The 16698-nt window shown below is 67.0% G+C and carries 14 protein-coding genes and 8 pseudogenes; 14 read left to right on the top strand and 8 right to left on the bottom strand.

Annotation, left to right across the window (positions count from 1 at the left end; genetic code table 11):
- Positions 1-118: 118 nt before the first annotated feature.
- A pseudogene (locus ABZS97_RS02555) lies at positions 119-828 on the bottom strand (helix-turn-helix transcriptional regulator); the annotation flags it as partial.
- Between the two features lie 6 nt (positions 829-834).
- On the opposite strand from ABZS97_RS02555, the pseudogene ABZS97_RS02550 reads away from it, so the two are divergent.
- The 6 genes and pseudogenes from ABZS97_RS02550 to ABZS97_RS02525 form a co-directional block, all read left to right on the top strand.
- Positions 835-1375 (top strand): annotated as a pseudogene (locus ABZS97_RS02550) (acetate--CoA ligase family protein).
- Entirely contained in the window at positions 1368-1898 is a 531-nt protein-coding gene (locus ABZS97_RS02545; protein WP_356132650.1) for a hypothetical protein, read from the top strand. The pseudogene ABZS97_RS02550 and the gene ABZS97_RS02545 overlap by 8 nt, the downstream one beginning before the upstream one ends.
- The gene (locus ABZS97_RS02540) at positions 1891-2067 is read left to right on the top strand and encodes a hypothetical protein (RefSeq protein ID WP_356132649.1); all 177 of its coding nucleotides are present in this window, start codon (positions 1891-1893) and stop codon (positions 2065-2067) included. The genes ABZS97_RS02545 and ABZS97_RS02540 overlap by 8 nt, the downstream gene beginning before the upstream one ends.
- Before the next feature lie 97 nt (positions 2068-2164).
- The gene (locus tag ABZS97_RS02535; RefSeq protein ID WP_356132648.1) at positions 2165-3184 is read left to right on the top strand and encodes an NADP-dependent oxidoreductase; all 1020 of its coding nucleotides are present in this window, start codon (positions 2165-2167) and stop codon (positions 3182-3184) included.
- Between the two features lie 28 nt (positions 3185-3212).
- Entirely contained in the window at positions 3213-3803 is a 591-nt protein-coding gene (locus ABZS97_RS02530; protein ID WP_356132646.1) for a MerR family transcriptional regulator, read from the top strand.
- Positions 3804-3885: 82 nt separating this feature from the next.
- Positions 3886-4227, top strand: a pseudogene (locus tag ABZS97_RS02525) (carboxyl transferase domain-containing protein); the annotation flags it as partial.
- Here ABZS97_RS02525 and ABZS97_RS02520 read toward each other — a convergent pair.
- Together ABZS97_RS02520 and ABZS97_RS02515 are read right to left on the bottom strand one after the other, a co-directional pair.
- Positions 4217-4819 carry an ABC transporter permease subunit gene (locus tag ABZS97_RS02520; RefSeq protein ID WP_356132644.1) on the bottom strand — a complete coding sequence of 201 codons (603 nt, stop codon included), beginning with the start codon at positions 4817-4819 and terminating at the stop codon, positions 4217-4219. The pseudogene ABZS97_RS02525 and the gene ABZS97_RS02520 overlap by 11 nt on opposite strands.
- The gene (locus tag ABZS97_RS02515) at positions 4774-4953 is read right to left on the bottom strand and encodes a hypothetical protein (RefSeq protein ID WP_356132642.1); all 180 of its coding nucleotides are present in this window, start codon (positions 4951-4953) and stop codon (positions 4774-4776) included. The genes ABZS97_RS02520 and ABZS97_RS02515 overlap by 46 nt, the downstream gene beginning before the upstream one ends.
- A gap of 99 nt (positions 4954-5052) precedes the next feature.
- Here ABZS97_RS02515 and ABZS97_RS02510 point away from each other — a divergent pair.
- The 4 genes and pseudogenes from ABZS97_RS02510 to ABZS97_RS02495 form a co-directional block, all read left to right on the top strand.
- A pseudogene (locus ABZS97_RS02510) lies at positions 5053-5442 on the top strand (ABC transporter permease subunit); the annotation flags it as partial.
- A 662-nt stretch (positions 5443-6104) separates the two neighbouring features.
- Positions 6105-6356, top strand: a pseudogene (locus tag ABZS97_RS02505) (MBL fold metallo-hydrolase); the annotation flags it as partial.
- A complete protein-coding gene (locus ABZS97_RS02500) occupies positions 6346-7251 on the top strand; it encodes a hypothetical protein (protein ID WP_356132640.1) in 906 nt (301 codons plus the stop codon). The pseudogene ABZS97_RS02505 and the gene ABZS97_RS02500, both read left to right, overlap by 11 nt.
- Positions 7239-9248 (top strand): Tn3 family transposase, encoded by a 2010-nt coding sequence (locus tag ABZS97_RS02495; protein ID WP_356132638.1) that lies wholly within the window; start codon positions 7239-7241, stop codon positions 9246-9248. Before ABZS97_RS02500 ends, ABZS97_RS02495 begins: the two co-directional genes overlap by 13 nt.
- A 206-nt stretch (positions 9249-9454) precedes the next feature.
- Here ABZS97_RS02495 and ABZS97_RS02490 read toward each other — a convergent pair whose 3' ends face one another.
- From ABZS97_RS02490 to ABZS97_RS02480, 3 genes are read right to left on the bottom strand one after another with little or no spacing between them, the layout of a single operon-like run.
- Positions 9455-10615 (bottom strand): cutinase family protein, encoded by a 1161-nt coding sequence (locus ABZS97_RS02490; RefSeq protein ID WP_356132636.1) that lies wholly within the window; start codon positions 10613-10615, stop codon positions 9455-9457.
- Between the two features lie 12 nt (positions 10616-10627).
- Complete coding sequence (locus ABZS97_RS02485) at positions 10628-11326, bottom strand: hypothetical protein (RefSeq protein ID WP_356132634.1); 699 nt, start codon at positions 11324-11326, stop codon at positions 10628-10630.
- 4 nt (positions 11327-11330) lie between these two features.
- A complete protein-coding gene (locus ABZS97_RS02480; protein ID WP_356132632.1) occupies positions 11331-11531 on the bottom strand; it encodes a hypothetical protein in 201 nt (66 codons plus the stop codon).
- Positions 11532-11739: 208 nt separating this feature from the next.
- Between ABZS97_RS02480 and ABZS97_RS02475 the strand changes: the two genes are divergently transcribed.
- Positions 11740-12504: a hypothetical protein gene (locus ABZS97_RS02475; RefSeq protein ID WP_356132630.1), complete on the top strand. Its 765-nt coding sequence runs from the start codon at positions 11740-11742 to the stop codon at positions 12502-12504.
- 62 nt (positions 12505-12566) lie between these two features.
- Positions 12567-12707: pseudogene (locus ABZS97_RS02470) on the top strand (IS5/IS1182 family transposase); the annotation flags it as partial.
- Positions 12708-12945: 238 nt separating this feature from the next.
- On the opposite strand, the pseudogene ABZS97_RS02465 reads toward ABZS97_RS02470, so the two are convergent.
- Positions 12946-13182: pseudogene (locus ABZS97_RS02465) on the bottom strand (DEAD/DEAH box helicase family protein); the annotation flags it as partial.
- A gap of 1 nt (position 13183) precedes the next feature.
- Between ABZS97_RS02465 and ABZS97_RS02460 the strand changes: the two are divergent.
- Together ABZS97_RS02460 and ABZS97_RS02455 are read left to right on the top strand one after the other, a co-directional pair.
- Positions 13184-14023: pseudogene (locus ABZS97_RS02460) on the top strand (IS701 family transposase); the annotation flags it as partial.
- 451 nt (positions 14024-14474) lie between these two features.
- The gene (locus ABZS97_RS02455; RefSeq protein ID WP_356132628.1) at positions 14475-15068 is read left to right on the top strand and encodes a helix-turn-helix domain-containing protein; all 594 of its coding nucleotides are present in this window, start codon (positions 14475-14477) and stop codon (positions 15066-15068) included.
- A gap of 34 nt (positions 15069-15102) precedes the next feature.
- On the opposite strand, the gene ABZS97_RS02450 is transcribed toward ABZS97_RS02455, so the two are convergent.
- Positions 15103-16563 carry an MFS transporter gene (locus ABZS97_RS02450; RefSeq protein ID WP_356132626.1) on the bottom strand — a complete coding sequence of 487 codons (1461 nt, stop codon included), beginning with the start codon at positions 16561-16563 and terminating at the stop codon, positions 15103-15105.
- Between the last annotated feature and the right edge of the window lie 135 nt (positions 16564-16698).

Genomic DNA, 16698 nt, shown 5'->3' with positions numbered 1-16698 from the left:
CTACGACACAGAAGCCGTCGGCGCTGACAGCAGCGGTACGCGTCCCGCGCGATTCACCGCTCTCGGGCGCTCGCCACTGACCTTTGCGAGTGCGGGGTGCCGGCAGACCCCGGCGCAGTCATGTCCAGCAAAGGACGGCGTCGTGGTCGGGGCTGCCGGGTTCCGCGACGTACGTGCCCAGGCGCTGTCCCGGGGTCCCTTCGAGGGCCATGGAATGGGCGGCGAGGGTGAGCTTGCCGACCTCGGGGTGGTGGAACGTCTTCGTCGTGTGCTTGCGGCCGGTGACGTCGTAGCGCTCCCAGAGCTTGGCGAAATCTGAGCTCTTGAGCAGGAGTTCACCGACGAGATGGGTCAGGTCCGGTGCGTCGGGGCTGGTGCCGGCCAGCGCCCGCAGCCGGGCGACGCATCCGCGGACCTGATTGTCCCAGTCGGGGAACAGGTCGCGGGCCGCAGGGTGCAGGAACAGAGAGCGGGCGAGGTTGCGCTGCTTGACTGGCCAGTTGGCCAGGCCCGCGTACAGTGCGAGCCCGCCGGGGTTCCACGCGAGCAGATCCATGCTGCGGCTGATGACGTAGGCGGGAGCCGGACGCATCGTCTCCAACAGCAGCTTCACGTGCAGGCGTACGGTGCGGCTCGGCGGCGGAGGCGGCTCGGGGGCGTACCGCGCGGCACGGGCGGCCAACTCCCGCAGATGCTGGTGTTCGTCGCATCAAGGAGGAGGGAACGGGCCAGCGCGTTGAGGACCGCCGGGCTGGGCCGGGTTTCCTTGCCGCACTCCAGGCGTACGTAGTAGTCGATGCTGATCCCGGCGAGCGTGGCGAGTTCCTCTACCCGGTGGTCGTGACGGTTGCCTCGGCCGAGGTCCCGCACCGTTCCGACATCGGCGGTGTCGTCCTCGACGTCAGGGACGAGGCCGCCCTGCGCCGCGCGGTCGACGGCATCAGGGACCGGGTGGGTGCGGCCCGACCCGACGCCGTCATCGAGGGCTTCGAAGTGCAGCAGCAGGTCCGACAGCACGGAGGCCATGATTGGGTTCATGTCCGACCCGGGTTTCGGCGCCGTCACCACCGTCGGCACCGGCGGGACGCTCGTGGAACTGTACAAGGACGCGGCATACGCACTGGACCCCGTGGACCCCGTCGAGGCCGGACAGGTGATCGGCCGCAGCCGGCTGGGCGCCGTGCTGGACGGCTACCGCAACCTCCAGCCCAAGACCGACACGGGGCCGTTCGCCGACGCCGTGCACCGGCTCTCCCTGCTGGCAGCCGACTTCGCGGACCTGCTTGCCGAGGGAGACCTCAACCCCGTCTTCGTGCAACACGGTACCGGCCGCGTCCTGATCGTCGACTCCCTCCTGGTGGCCCGCCATGCCTGATGTCAACGCCGCCACCTCCGTCCCCGCACAGGACAGCCGGCTCGCCGACAGCGTGGTGGTCACGTTCGCGGAGATCCCGTCCCTGGCCGGCCGCTCGTTCACCGGAGACTGGTTCGCCGTGGACGCCGACAGGCTCCCGCTGTTCGACCGGGCGAGCTACGTCGATGACAACCCCGACGGATACGACCTCACGGTCTACTCCGAGCAGTTGGTCGACGGTTTCCACCTGCTCAGCCTCCTGGACCACCTCATGACCACGACCCTGCGCCCGGACCCCGGCGAGATCGCCGGCTGGAACTACGTCATGGACCGGGTGCGCTTCGTCTCCCCGGTACGGGCGGGTGAGCGCATGCGGTTGACGTTCGAGGTCCTTGAGGCCGAACCGCGCGGCGACGGCTACCTGCTCCTGTTCGACTGCGTGATCGAGGTCGAGAACAGAACCCGGCCCGGGTTCACCGCCCGGTGGCGAGTCCTGTGGCTTCCGGCCGAGGAGATTGACGACGAGGAGCGTGGCGATGACTGACGACCAGCTGTGCGAGATGTCGGCCATCGAGCTGGCCCGGGCCATCCGGGAACGCGAGGTGTCACCGGTGGAGGCTGTCGAGGCTGTCCTGGCCCGGATCGAGCGGGTCAACCCCCTCGTAAGGCCTCGCGACTGCTCGCATCCAATGGCTGAGGGCGGCTGCCAGTAGCCCCGGCTTGACCTTGACGCGTGCGTCAACTCCTAACGTCGGTGAGTGCCGCACATGGTGTGCGCAGCGGTATCAGTGATCGGTCAGGAGCTCACGCATGTCCCATTCATCCATCCCCGCCACTCATCGCGAGGTGCGTCTTGCCTCCCGTCCCAAAGGCGCTCTCAGCGCGGACAACTTCACCGTCGTCGAAGTCCCCGTACCCGATCCGGGTCCTGGGCAGGTGCTGGTCCGCAATCGGATGATGAGCGTCTCCGCCGCCCTGCGCGCCCTGCTGGAAGAACAGTCCGGGCTGCCCATGCCGTCGTTCCAGCTGGGCCAGGCACTGTCGGGTCCGGCCATCGGCGAGGTGGTGGCGGCTCCCGACGGCGGTGCGCTGCGCCCCGGCGACCTGGTGTCGCACTTTCTGGGTTTCCGTGAGTACGCGGTCGTCGACGGAAGCACCGCGACGCCGGTCGACCTGAAGGCGCTGCCGGACATGGTGGCGCATCTCTCGTTCGGGATGATCGCGTGGCTCGGTGTCGTGCGGGGAGCCGAGGTGCGTGACGGTGACACGGTGTTCGTCTCCGGCGCGGCCGGCGGCCTCGGCAGCCTTGCCGGGCAGTTCGCCCGTCTGCGTGGGGCCGCACGGGTCATCGGAAGCACCAGCTCACAGCGCAAGGCCGACTATCTGGTCAAGGAACTGGGGTACGACGCAGTCGTCCTGCGGGGCGCCGACCCGATCGGGGAGCAGCTGCGCGAGGCGGCCCCCGAGGGTATCGACGCGATCGTCGACACCGTCGGCGGGGAACAGCTTGAGGCCGCCTTGGCCCTCGCCCGCCCGGGAGCGCGGGTGGGGCTGGTCGGAGCGCTCTCCGCGCAGGTGAACGGCGATATCAAGGCGTCCGTCGAGATCGACACCATTGGGCTCATCGCGCGAGGGATCCGCCTCATCGGTATCAACGCCGCCGAGCACATGGACGCCGCGGCGGAATACCCGCAGGTGTTCGCCCGTTACCTCCGCGACGGCACGATCACCCTTGCGCACACGCGCCTGTCCGGAGTGGATCAGGCGCCTCGCGCCCTGATGGAGCTGCTCGAGGGACAGCACATCGGCACCGTGGTGGTGGAGTTGTAATCATCTGGATCTGACTCCTGGAGGACGGATGCGTATCGGTGACGCGGCGGCCGCCGTGGGCGTGACCACCCGCACCCTGCGCTACTACGAGCAGCGCGGCCTGGTCACAGCACGGCGTACCTCGTCGGGACAGCGTGAGTACGCGGAGGAGGACGTACGCCGGCTGCGCGCCGTCCGCGAGCTGTTGGAATCCGGCCTCACCATCGGTGATGTGCGTCTACTCGTCGACACCCTGGATGAGCTGCCGGACCTCCCCGGGGTGTCCCCCCATCGCACGGACACCGGGCCCACCACCTGCGTGTTTCCCCAGGGGGTGGGTCCCGTCTCCCAGCCTCGCGTAGACACCCCGACCACCTGTGTGGTCCCCCAGGTGGCCTACCGGCGGCTGGCCGAGCTCGACGACCGCATCCGCCGGCTGACGGAGCTGCGGGCCCGTCTCGCCGCTCAGCTCGACGCGCCGTTCGCCGCCCTCGTCGGCGAACTCGTCCCCGACTCCACAGATCACAGTGCTCCAGAAGACCGTGACCGCCGTGGTGGTACTGCTGGGGTCTGCCGGCAGGCCGACATCTCCGAGAATCGACGCTCAGGGATGACTGCCGACCGCGCGCTCTCCCGGTAGCCGGGGTACTTCACACGTCACGGTGATGGCAGGCGTCGTACCGTCTGTCGGCGACGACTGAAAGCGGACCAGTCACGGAGGAGTCATATTTCCCGACGCCTCCGACAAGGCGGCCCGCTTCCTCTGGACCTGCAACGCCTACAACATCCCGCTGCTCTTCCTCGTCGACATCGCCGGCTACATGATCGGCTCCGAGGTGGAGCGGCAGGGCATCATCCGGCACGGCGCCAAGATGATCTTCGCCGTCGCCGAGAGCCGGGTGCCGCGGATCGCCGTACTGGTGCGCAAGGCGTACGGCGGCGGCTACCTGGCCGTGTCCGGCGCCGAGCGGCTGCTGCCGGTGATGGCCGGTCCCGCAAGCAGGTCAACCGGCGAGATGGACTGGTTTTTGGCAACGGAGACCGACGTCGGCGTCATCCCTTGACGGCACCGGTGAGGACACCGGTCCTGAAGTGTTTCTGCATGAACGGGTACACCATCAGCAGCGGTATCAGGGTCAGCACGACGACGGCCATCTGCAGCGACAGCGGCGCGGTCTCGGCGTGAGCGTTGCCGAAGCCGCCGTTGACGGATCCGGGCAGGCCGTTGCCGCGGTTGACGTACGTCAGGAGTACGTACTGCAGGGGCCACTTCTGGCTCTCGGTGGGCATGTAGAGCATGACGTTGAAGAACGCGTTCCAGTAGCCGACTGCGTAGAAGAGGGTGATCACCGCGGTGACGGCACGGGAAGTGGGCAGCACCACCGACCACAGGATCCGCCAGTCGCCGGCTCCGTCGATCCGGGCCGCGTCGATCAGTTCCGCCGAGGTGCTGGAGTAGAAGGCCCGTAGGACAAGGATGTTGAAGACCGATACGGCGCTGGGGAGGATCAGTGTCCAGTAGCGTCCGTAGCCGCCCAGGCCGGTGACCACCAGGAAGGCGGGGATCAGGCCACCGCCGACGAACATGGTCACGATCAGCAGCGTCAGGATCAGCCGGTGGGCGAACGAGCGGGAGCGGTCACGACGACGATCCACAGCGGTACCAGCACCGCCGCGACCATCAGGGTGAGAACGGCGCCCCGGCCGGCGTGCCAAGCCGCCGACGGCTGTTCGTCCCAGACCGGGCGGTTGTTGCTGGGGCGCCGCCGCAGGGGGAAAGCGATGCTCATGTGCGGTACAACCCGGCCTCTCCGAAGGCGTGCGCGAGCTTGTTCGCGCCCCAGATCAACAGCAGCGAGATGACGCTCTTGAAGAGGCCCGCCGCCGCTCTGCCGCACTTCTTTTCGTGGGTGCTGACGATCACCGTCTTCCAGCAGATGCTCGGCGGTGCCGGCGTACTCAACCAGTTCCTGCGCCGGCACGACATCGGCACCTGGGACATCATGACCAATTCGGACGCCTTCGCGCTCCTGGTCACGGCCCAGTCGGTGTGGAAGGAAGCGGGCTGGGGGATCATCGTCTTCCTGGCCGCGCTCGCCGCCATCGACGCCCACCTGTACGAAGCCGCCACGGTCGACGGCGCCGGCCGCTGGCGCCGGATGTGGCACATCACCCTGCCCGGGATGCGCGGTGTGATTGTACTGATGCTGGTGCTGCGCCTGGGCAGCACCCTGACGGTGGGCTTCGAGCAGTTCCTACTTCAGCGGCTGGCCGTTGGGCACAGCGGAGGCCTGTTGGGCGATGAGCCAATGCCCTTCCTGATCGCGGATGACCGCCTTGTGGAAGCCTACTCGGGGGAGTGCCTGCAAGCGTGGGCCCAGGTCCGGCTGCCACAGCCGCAGGCCTTCGTCGCGAGTATCGAGAATCAGACGCCAACGCTGATCTCCGTCTGCCAGGACCTGCAGATTCATTACGGGGTGCGCATCCTCGGTGCTGGCAACCTGGAGACCGGACAGCGGATCATAGACTGCCGCGCCACGCACGCCTGCGACGGCGAGGAACACTCGTCCGCTGCGGCCGCGGATCGGGCACATCCCCAACGCCAGCCCGGTGTCGAGGTCGACGAGGTGATGACCTGACGCAACATCCCAGATGTGCACGCTGTGCTTGGTTCCTGCCGCCAGTAGCGTTCTGCCGTCGGCGAGTTCGAGTGGTGCCAGCGTCTTGATGGCTGCTGGCGGCAAGGCCAGCACGTTAGTCGCTGCCTTCCACGAGACGCTTCGGGGCACAGCTGAAGGTCTGGGATTTGGGTCCAGGCGGCGGGCCCGCCCGCGGGCCGACACGTGAAAAGTTGATGCTGCTCGCGCGTGAGCGAGGGTCGACCGAGGGAGTGATGTAGGGCTCGATCAACGCGGCTGCGGCTGCGTACGACTGCGGAGGAACCAAGACCGCGCCCTCTCTCGGCAGCCCCGCCGACGTGGGCCGCGTCGATGTGGTTCTGCTCTCGCACGACGAACACGCCGACAATCTCGACACCTCCGGCCGGGCCCTGCTCGCCGACGTCCCGCTCACCCTCACCACCCCCGGCGGCGGGCAGCGCCTGGGTGCGAAGGCCAAGGGGCTGGCGGACTGGGAATCCACCGAACTGGCCCGTCCCGACGGCGGCACGGTGACCGTGACGGGTGTGCCGGCTCGCGCGGGAAGAGAACTGCCCTGGCCGGCTCGACGCTCTGGTCTTCACCGACCCGACCGGCGACCACGCCGCCCAAGACGACACGGCCGAGGGGGGCGGGGTCAACACCGAGGCCGTGGACGACGACACCACCGAGGACGACGAAGACAACGACGTGGAGTCGGTCCTGGCGGACATCAAGTCCCATCCGGGCAACGTCAGTCTCAACTCGCTGCTGGAGGAGATATCCAAGCTCAAGCGGGTCCGCGCCGTCGGCATCCCGGAGAAGGTGTTCGTCGGCATCGGCGTGCAGGTCGTGGGCGCCTGGCGGGCCAGGGCCTCGGCGTCCTCACCCAGCCACCTGCGGCCCTTCGATACTCCCGTACGGCACGTGCTGCTTGCTGCGCTGCTTTTCCAGCGCCAGCGGGAGATCACCGAGACCCTGGTGGAGCTGCTGAACTCCACCGTGCACCGCATCAACGCGCGGGCGGAGAAAAAGGTGACCGAGGCGTTCGTCGCCGAGTTCACCAAGGTCCGCGGCAAGCCGGGGCTGCTGGGGAAGATCGCCGCCGCCTCGCTCGGCGCCCCGGACGGCTCGGTCCGCTCGGTGGTCTTCCCGGCGGCCGGCGGGGAGAAGACGCTGAAGGATCTGGTCGCCGAGATGAAGGCGACGAACGCGGAGTTCGCCCACAACAAGCGGGAGGTGTTCAAGTCCTCCTACTCCAACCACAACCGCAGCGGGCTGATGAAGCTGCTCGGCGTGCTCGACTTCTGCTCCTCCAGCGACCAGCACAAGCCCGTCATGGAGGCGCTGAAGCTGATCGAGCGGCACAAGGACTCTCCACCACCTACCTGCCGCTCGGCGAGACCATCCCGCTGGACGGCGTCGTCCGCAAGGACTGGATGGAGTTCGTGATCTTCACCCCCGACAAGGGGCCCAAGCGCATCATGCGCACCGTGTACGAGGCGTGCGTCTTCCAGGCCCTGCGCGAGAGGCTGCGCTGCAAGGAGATCTGGGTGACCGGCGCCGACAATTGGCGCAACCCCGACGACGACCTGCCCGACGACTTCGAGGTCAGGCGCGCGGAGTACTACGAGAAGCTCAATAAGCCGCGCGAGGCGCAGGTCTTCACCGCCCAGCTGAAGGCCGAGATGCGCGCCGAGCTCGGCGCGCTGGACACCAAGCTTCCGAAGCTGCACTGGGTCACCATCAGCGGCAAGCACCGCAAGGGGGCAATCAAGTTCACCGACCCCGAGCCGCAGAAAGAGCCCAAGAACCTGCGCAAGCTCAAGAAAGCGATCCGCAAGAAATGGGGCACCGTCGCCCTGATCGACATCCTGAAAGAGGCCGCCCTGCGCACCGGGATGCTCAAGGCGATGGCCCCGGTCGGCACGAGGGAGGCCATCGACGAGGCGAAACTCCTGGAACGCCTGCTCCTGATCGCCTACGCGTACGGCACCAACTCCGGGATCAGCTCCGTCGCCTCCGGCGCACACGGGCACAGCGAGGAGGAGCTGCGCTACATCGCGCGGCGCTATCTGACCGCCGTCGGTCTCAAGGCCGCCGGCGTCGAGATCGCCAACGCCACCTTCGCCGCCCGCTCCGAGACCGTCTGGGGGCAGGGCACCACCACCGTGGCCAGCGATTCCACGCACTTCAAAGCCTGGGACCGCAACATCTTCACCGAGTGGCACTCCCGGTACGGGGGCCGCGGCGTGCTCGTGTACTGGCACATCGAGAAAGGTTCGATGGCCATTCACAGCCAGCTTCTGAACTGCACCGCCTCGGAGGTCGCCGCGGCGATCGAGGGCATGATGCGGCACGCGACCACGATGCAGGCAGAGGGCAACTACGTCGATTCGCACGGCCAGTCGGAAATCGGGTTCGGACTGACCAGGCTCCTGGGCTACGACCTGCTGTCCCGCATCAAACAGATCAACAAGGTCAAGCTCTACCGGCCCGGCCGCGAGGACGAGGACAGCCTGCGGCGCTTCACCCGCACCGCTTCCCACCCCGTCTACCAGGCCATGCTGGAGGTCGGCAAAGCACAGAAGACCATCTTCGTCGCCCGCTACCTGCGCGACCGCGACCTCCAACGCGAGATCCAAGAGGGCGTGAACGTCGTCGAGGGCTGGAACGGCGCCAACGACATCATCTTCTTCGGCAAGAGCGGCGAACTGAGCAGCAACCGCCGTGACCAGCAGGAACTATCCGTCGTTGCCCTCCATCTCCTTCAAACCGCGCTCGTCTTCGTCAATACGCTGATGATCCAAGAGATGCTCGCTGATCCGGAGTGGGCGAACCTCCTGACCGAGGAGGACAAGCGGGCCCTGACTCCTCTGTTCTGGATGCACATTCAGCCCTTCGGCGAGGTGCGGCTGAATATGGGCAGCCGCCTCCAACTCGCCCAGCCCGTTCCCCAGGCGCCGGAGCCCACCCGGCCGCAGCCTGACGCCCGCGACACCACTCGGCCCCTCGCCACGTCCCGGCAAGGGGCCGAAGTCTACTGGCGGGTTACTTGGCACTTGGTTCGCCGCTCGTTAACGGCACGTCCATACCGCAGAGCGCCCCGCCGCCTTGCCTGCACAAGATCCTCAGGCTCGGCGGCGCTGACCACGACCGCCCCCGACCACCACTGCCCGACCTGGGCGCCAAAGGATAGTGCCCGTGTGTGGTCGCCGGGAGCGTATCGGCTCCGCGTTCCTCGCCGGGACTATGACCTCCGCGTGCTTCAGGATGTCCAGCAGGTCGATGGAGCCTTCTCTGAACTACCGCCGAGTTGGTTCTGCGGACCTATTCGGCGTCGTCAGAGTCGGGGTTCAGGCGATCCCAGATCTTGCCAGCGAGCCAGCCCGCACCGGTTGCGTATACCAATGAGTCGCCGCTTGTGGTCTCGGTCAGCAGATCTGTGACCTCGTGATAGGTGAGGGACAGATGCACCGAGAGCAGGAAGACGAGCACGCTGACGTAGACGACGACCAGCGCCAGTGCTTTTCGCCGGTCCATGCCCTTGAGCACGGCCTGGATGATCTGGATCGTCTCTTCCATCTGGGCTTCAGTCTCTGCAGCCAACTCGTCAGGGTCAAGGATGTGTGGGCTAAAGCCGCGGGTCGCGCTTTCAGCGCCGGTGCAACTGCCCCGTCACACTCACTGGCGTCGATATCTTGTAGTCCAGGGTGCCCTGACCCAAAGGTGTCAACGTGATGTCTACCTCCGGGATGCAGTGGGAATTCTTGGTGATCTCTTCGCGTACGACAATTGCGCGGGCTGAAGCCTTGGTAAGGAGCCATTGGCCGCTGCATCCGAGGGTGGGGTAGTTGACGGTGGCTATCTCCTCTCCCTGCTGCCCGCCGGTGTAATGGACATCGATGGTGTAGACCTCCTTTTTGTCTTGCAGCAGTGTTCCGTGCCAGTCACCCGCGTATGGGGAGTCGGAGGGCGCAGGCTGGACAGGGGGTGAGGTTTCCGATGGTGCGATTGAGCTGCGTATCTTGTGTGCCAGCCAGTCGGCAGCACTGGTGGTATAGCCGGTCTTCTTGTAGGCAAGGTGATAGGCGGTTTGGGTGGCGAGGAGCTTTGTGCACAAGGGAGAGGGCGTCGTGCATGCGATTGCTGTGGCGGGGGCCAGATCGCAAACTAGGTCTTTGGGTAGGCACCAGGAGCGCACCTTGTCAGCAAAGGCCTCGGGAAAGACCGGTCTGACGCCACCGTGGTCGGACGGCAGGACGGCAAGAATCGGTATTCCGTGCTTGTGGGCTACGGCTGCTGCAGCTACGTCCTTGGAGTTGTAGCGGGGGTCACCCAAGAGTGCCACAGCATCAATCTGGACGGCGAGATGCCGATCCACAGCCGAGCTGGATTTCCAGAGACTGTTGAGGGTCCCAGCAACCACGTCGGCACCCTGTGAATAGCCTGCAATTCCATAGGTGTTGTTGGCGCATTGATGGTTCTTCAAGTACAGCGCGTTTTCCAGCTGCTCCACTCCCTGATCGTAGCTAGCGTCGTACTTTCCCCAGAGTCTGGGGTCTATCACGTCCACGGCGACGTAGTCGATTGCTTCGAAGCCAGTGAATCCGGAGGCGGTCTGCTGAAGTCGATCTTTTACTGCCCCGATGGTGTCACCGAACCCTGCATGCTCGCCTGACCCGCGGACGCCGATGAAGATGTGTTTCCCAGTGCAGTTGGACTTCGGCTGACTCGCGGGTGCGCTGGTCAAGCAGCCAGCCGTAAGCCCCGCGAGGAGCAGGAATAGCGCGGCGTAATGGGATCTGGCGCTCACAGGCTTCGCCTCTCATTGGCCGGAGGAGGCTGGGCTCGGGGGCGTGGCGGGGGTTGGGCAGGGGATCGCGGCGATGCCGCCCTGCTGGGGACCTGAGGCGGTGACGCGGAAGCCGGTTAGGCCCGGCCAGGCCGGCATTGGGACGCCTCGGCGCTGGCGGTCGGCGCTGGCTGCAGCGGCGATAGCGTTGGCTGCTTGGCGTGGGTCGGTCGCGGAACCGTGCAGGGTCAGGCGCAGGGCAGCTGGGCCGTCGCCGTCCGTCCATGCGAGCGTCAGGCCCGGCTGGGACCAGCCGGGCTGCTGCCAGCCGTGGTAGCTGACCTCGCGCAGCCACTCGTGGCGCAATTGCCCGGTGAGTATCTTGCCGCGTCGGCGGACTGCCGCGGCGAGCATGCTGCCAGCGTTGAACAGCAGCATGGCACCGGGAGTGCCGATCCATCCGCCTCCCTTGTCGAAGTTGCGGCAAGCCAGAACCGTTCGGGCAGTAGTGACGGCGATGTGGATATCCACTCCTTTCAGCGTGGCATTCTGCTCCCACCGGCCTTGTGCCAGGCGGAGCACCTCGACCGTGGTGGCCCTGGTGGAGTACACGAGGCGTTCGTCTTCCCAAAGGACGAACGCACATGGGCCGGTGCCGAGTAGCGGCTGCGGGTAGACGGCTTGGTCCACTGTCTCGGCGTAGGCGACTATTGCCAGAATCGGGTGTCCCATGACGTCACCAGAACCAGATGACGATGCTGCCGCCCCGGTACAGGTACCAGGCATAGCCACCGAACAGCACGGTGCCGAGAAGCATCACGGCACCCGCGCCGGGCAGGGCAACAAGAGTGAGGACAGCCAGTACGGCGTAGAAGACCCAGGCCTTCGAGCGTGGCTTAACCTGTCGCGATTGGTGGTCTTCCAGGGATTCCACCACCGGACTCACCTTCCCTTCCCGAAGCCCGGGCGGCGCGGCCGGAGATTCCGGACGACCGCTGCCCTCGGCTAATCCACCCTCTCGCGGCATCCTGTCGAGGTCAGGAATGGAATCCACTGTTGCGCTCGACGTTCGGCAAAATCGTGCAGCAGCTCGCACCTGTCGGCAAGATCTTGCGGGTCCGGCGCACCCAGCACACTCTGAGACCGTGAACCGACAACAGCTGCGCATCCTGGTGGCCGCGGCGCTGGGCCGGATTGTTGAGCCGATCCTCAACGACGGCATCGAGGGTGCCGAGGTCGTGCTCGCCAACTCCCCGGACGCCCTGCGCCGGGCGGTGGAAGACAGACTGCGCTTCGATGTCGTGCTCGCGGATCTACTCTGGAACGATCGCCGGCTCGAACGAAACTTCGATGGCCTGGATGTCCTCGACACGCTGCGCGAGCTGCAACGCAGTGCACCTGCGATCATGGCCGCCCAGGGCAGCACCATGGAACGCGACCTTCTCGACGAAGCGAGCGTCCGTCCCGACGTCGTGGGCGTCATCCACAAGTCCCGCGGACCCGCGGACCTAGTGGAGGCCATCTGCCTCGCCTCCACCGGACGCAGACTGCCGCCACTGCGGTTTCCCACCGGCGTCGATGGGACAAAGCCCACCCTGCACGACTACTTCGGTTCAGGCCGCCGCGGAGCCACCTGCGCCCGGATGGCCGGCGCCATCGCCGCTGGACAGGCCACCGACTACCGCTCCCTGCACCAGGCTGCGCACGTGCCGCTCAACACGGCGAACAAACTCGTCAGCTACCTCGGCCCGCTCATCCTGGCCCGCGGCGAACACCCTTCCCACCTGCCCATGAACTGCCAGGCCGTTTTCCGCTGGTGTGGCCAGCACGAGCACTACATCCTCAGCTGGTGCAGACGCTACGGCCACCCCGACGTCACCGAGCCAACGAGAGCGACTGGCGAAAGTTGACGACGGTTCACACGCAGGGATCTCGAACTCGGCCATTCAAGGCTTTGATCGACCCGGACCCTTCTGCTTACCGGTACCTCCACGAAGGACCAGACTGACCGTGCGCCGCCGGAGCCCCTGACCTCGCGACCGCGCTGGAGCGTGGGAACGCGGCCGGGCTGACGCATCTGAACTTGGGCGGCACCGTCATCCGCGCCGACCGCGCCCTTGACTTCTCCCGCCCTGCCAGTGAGACATCGAGTGTCCTGCAGCCCATAGGAAGCCGCCAGGCCGGAAAGGAAGGCAGCACGCCTGGACTTGACACAGAATGGGGCTGGGAGAGGCCGACCGTGTACGAGGCATGGATCAGCTTGAACGCCAACCGGTCGCGGTACCAGATCATCGTGCTGGAGCTTAAGGATCCGGTTGTCACCCCGGAGCGGCTGATGGGCGAGGAGCGGCCATGGAAGCCGCCATCTCCCGCGGCAGCGGATCCCGCACCCCCTCAGCAACCTCGCGGCTCAGCCGCTCCTCCCAGATCCGCGGTGTGGCCGTCAGGTACAGCCGCCGGTACGCCGGGATGACGCTCTGGTCGTGGATGTCCGCCCACGCCTTACCCATCGACCCGGAAGTCCTGTGCGCCTCATCCACCACCGTGAGGTCTACCGGATCAAGCTTCTGACCGTAGGCACCCTCGAACCTGTTCGTGCCCCAAGAGTGGGCGGACGATCCGGTCCGCCGACGCAAGACGGGGATCCCTGAGGAGATCGGGCACCGGGAGAAGTGGCGCCTGGCCCTGGACGTCCTCGACGAACTGGCCGGATGGGGTCTCATTCCGCCCGTGCTGGTGGCCGACGCCGCCTACGAGCAAAACGCCGACTTCCGTGACGGGCTGGAGCGTCGGAGCATCGGCTACGTGGTGGCGATCCGCTCGGATGTGACCGTCCACCCGCATGATGCGGTGCCCACGGCCCCCACCTGGTCCGGCGACGGCCGCAAGCCGCAGCCTCGCTACCGCGACAAGCCGTCCCCGGTGGCCGCGCTGGCGGCCGGCCAGGGGCGGCAGGCCTTCACCGAAGTGACCTGGAGGGAAGGCTCCCGCGGGCCGATGCGCTCGCACTTCCTGTCCCTGCGGGTACGGCCGGCCGGGATCAAATCCCGACGCCTGGCCCAGGCCACCGCCACCACCCGGGAAGGCCACCGGAACGGTGTCCTGCCCGACGTCACACTGCTGGTCGAATGGCCCGCGGGCGCCGAGACACCCACCGACCACTGGCTGACCAACCTGCCCGACACCCTCTCCCTCGCCGAACTGGTCCGCCTCGCCAAGATCCGCTGGCGCATCGAGCACGACTACCGGGAACTCAAACACGGCCTCGGCCTGGACCACTTCGAGGGACGCTCCTGGACGGGCTGGCACCACCACGTCACCCTGGTCACCGCCGCCCACGCGTTCCTCACCGAGCAGCGTCTGGCCGCAAAAGCCGATTCAGCGGACTCACCCTCTACCAGATCCTCGACACCATCCAAGACCTGCTGAACTGCTGGACCGGCACCCTGCACCACCTGCCACCGCCCCTTGCCCAGAACAACAACCACCAGCCAGAACCCAAGAGCCAGAGCAACCTAACGGAGTCCTACGAGTGACTTGGATGTCAGTGGGCCCGTGAGCGGAGGGCGACACGCGAAGTCATCGCGTGCGGCCTGCGCCGTCCTCGAGGAGGTGGCCCGCACCGCTGATCATCTGCTGACCGGCCTGGTCGGCGAAGGCTGGGGGTGGCGCCGCCCACGCGTCAGGTCCGTCTGGGGAAGAACCCCAACCGGCCCAGGATCCTTGTCGCCGGCGACGGCGCCTGCCGACTGTGAGAACACCTCCACCAGCGGCGACGGGGAACGTGGATGGGTGTGAGCTTTCGGGGTTGAGGGCGGATAGCAAACGGCAAACGCCATTCGGTTTTCATGGAAAGCCCCAGGCGCGGTACGGTCCGACCGTGACCACCGCACGCAGGCCGAGAGGGCCGTACCGCAAGGGACTTGAGCGTCGGGCGCAGATCATGCGCGCCGCACTGGAGGTGTTCGCCGAGCATGGGGACCGGGGGTCGTCGCTGCGGGAGATCGCCGACCGGGTCGGCATGTCGCAGGCCGGGGTGCTGCACTACTTCGACTCCCGCGAGGAGTTGCTGACGGCGGTCCTCGCCGAGCGCGACACCGCGGACGCGGCGGAGCACACGAGCACGGCGATCAGCCCGGGTGATGCGATGGCCCGAACTGCGGAGCACAACACCCGTTCGCCGGGCCTGGTCAGCCTGTTCGTGAACCTGTCGGCCGATGCAGCCGATCCAGAGCATCCTGCGCACGGCTTCTTCGTCGAGCGTTACACCCGCCTGCGCGAGACCATCGAGGACGGGCTGCGCCAGGGCCAGGCCGACGGGACGGTGCGTACCGACATCCCGGCAGACCAGCTGGCGCAGCTTCTGGTGTCCGTCTCCGACGGTCTGCAACAGCAGTGGCTGCTGGACGAGGGCATCGACATGGTGGCCGCGATCGACGCCTTCAACCGCCTCTGCCGGCCGCCAGGTGCGTGATGTCCGGCGCCGGACATCACGCACCCGTTCGCGCTCAAGCCGTCTCCACGTCCGCTTCGGGCTTGAGACTCGGGATCAGCAGGCCCGCCAGCGTGCCGACGAACACAACACCTGCGGCGAAGTAGAAGGCGTTCTTGTAGCCCTGGTCCAGGTAGAACTGGGTGCCCTGGAGCACCTTGCCGTCCTGGGCCAGGATCACGTACGTGAGTGTGGTGACCAGCGTGGTGACGACGCCGATCGACATCCACTGAATGCCGCTGGCGATGGCCTGCTCCTCCGGTGAGACCGCCCGCATGATCAGGATCGGGATCACCGCGACGATCATGCCGAAGCCGATCGCGAAGAGGTTGCCCCACCAGATGAGCTCGGCGTTGGTGTAGTGGTAGGCCGCCTGAGCCAGGTAGCCGACGGTGGAGATCAGGCCGCCGAGGATCAGCGGTAGGCGCGCGTCGACCTTCCGCAGCAGCGTGCCCGTGCCGAAGCCGAGCGCGAGGATCAGGAAGCTCGCCGGCAGGCCGATCACCGCCGCGTGGGTGGCGGTCATGCCGAGGCCGTCCGAGATGGTGGGAATCTTCGGGTAGAGCACCAGCAGCGAGGCGATGATGCCGGTGCCGAAGAGTGCGCCGCCGGTGAGAGCGGAGGCCAGTATGACGGTCCATACCTTGCGACGGCCCAGCATGGCCAGGTGGACAAGGGGCTGGGCGATGTACCTCTGGGAGACCGCGAACAGGGCGACGGCCACCAGGCCGCCGATGACGCAGCCGAGCGTGCCGGCGGAGGTCCAGCCCCAGTCCGTCCCCTGGCCGATGCCGTAGGTGAGCGCGGTCAGTCCGCCGCCGAGCAGCAGGCCGCCGATCCAGTCCATCCGGGCGGAGGGGTCCCGGTAGTGGGTCTTCGGCACACCGAACAGGATCAGCAGCAGGCCGATGGCGGTGGCCGCGACGATGGACCACAGGACCCCGCGGAAACCGTAGTCGTCCAGGACCCAGCCGGTCAGGAACGGGCCGCCGATGGCGACGAAGGCGACACCACTGCCGACGATGCTGCTGGCCGTGGCGGCTTGCTTCGGCGGGAGGACCTCGCGGACGGTGGCGTAGGTGAGGGCGCCGATCGGCCCGTAGAAGCCGGCGATGCTGCGGCCGATCAGCATCGTGGAGTAGTTGCCCGCGGAGGCGGCGATGATGTCGCCGACCAGACCGGTCAGGGTGATGGCGATCATCACCTGGCGCTTGCCGTAGAGGTCGGCGGCCTTGATCACGAACGGTGTCAGCAGGGTGGAGACCAGCGCCGTGGACAGGATGAACCAGGCGATGTGAGTGGTCTGGAAGTGGACGGCCACGGACGCCTGCGCGTTGCCCGTCAGCATGCCGACGAGGGTGAGCAGTTGGGTGGGCCACAGCAGTGCGAGCGCGATGAGCGCGAACCGCGCGCCCCGGACGGGGTTGGTGGCTTCGGCCTCGGCCGCAGGCGCGGTGGGGGTGAGTGAGGATGTCACGGCGGTGTGCCCTCTCGATGGATGGGCTCCGGTCGACGGAGCAACAGTAGGGCGTTGAACCCATTCAGTCGGCCGACGCCCCACCCCGGAATCCCGGAGGGGGCGGGATCTAGGACGGTCATGGCGCGTTGCGCT

The organism is Streptomyces sp. NPDC005485 (assembly GCF_040606085.1).
Classification (GTDB): Bacteria; Actinomycetota; Actinomycetes; order Streptomycetales; family Streptomycetaceae; genus Streptomyces.
The sequence above is the reverse complement of the archived record's forward strand: the minus strand, read 5'-3'. Positions and strand labels throughout refer to the sequence as shown.

Excerpts from the sequence above, each read along its gene's own strand:
- ABZS97_RS02545 (WP_356132650.1), top strand. The coding sequence starts at position 1,368 with ATGCCTGATGTCAACGCCGCCACCTCCGTCCCCGCACAGGACAGCCGG.
- ABZS97_RS02540 (WP_356132649.1), top strand. The coding sequence starts at position 1,891 with ATGACTGACGACCAGCTGTGCGAGATGTCGGCCATCGAGCTGGCCCGG.
- ABZS97_RS02535 (WP_356132648.1), top strand. The coding sequence starts at position 2,165 with ATGTCCCATTCATCCATCCCCGCCACTCATCGCGAGGTGCGTCTTGCC.
- ABZS97_RS02530 (WP_356132646.1), top strand. The coding sequence starts at position 3,213 with ATGCGTATCGGTGACGCGGCGGCCGCCGTGGGCGTGACCACCCGCACC.
- ABZS97_RS02515 (WP_356132642.1), bottom strand. The coding sequence starts at position 4,953 with ATGAGCATCGCTTTCCCCCTGCGGCGGCGCCCCAGCAACAACCGCCCG.
- ABZS97_RS02495 (WP_356132638.1), top strand. The coding sequence starts at position 7,239 with ATGGAGTTCGTGATCTTCACCCCCGACAAGGGGCCCAAGCGCATCATG.
- ABZS97_RS02485 (WP_356132634.1), bottom strand. The coding sequence starts at position 11,326 with ATGGGACACCCGATTCTGGCAATAGTCGCCTACGCCGAGACAGTGGAC.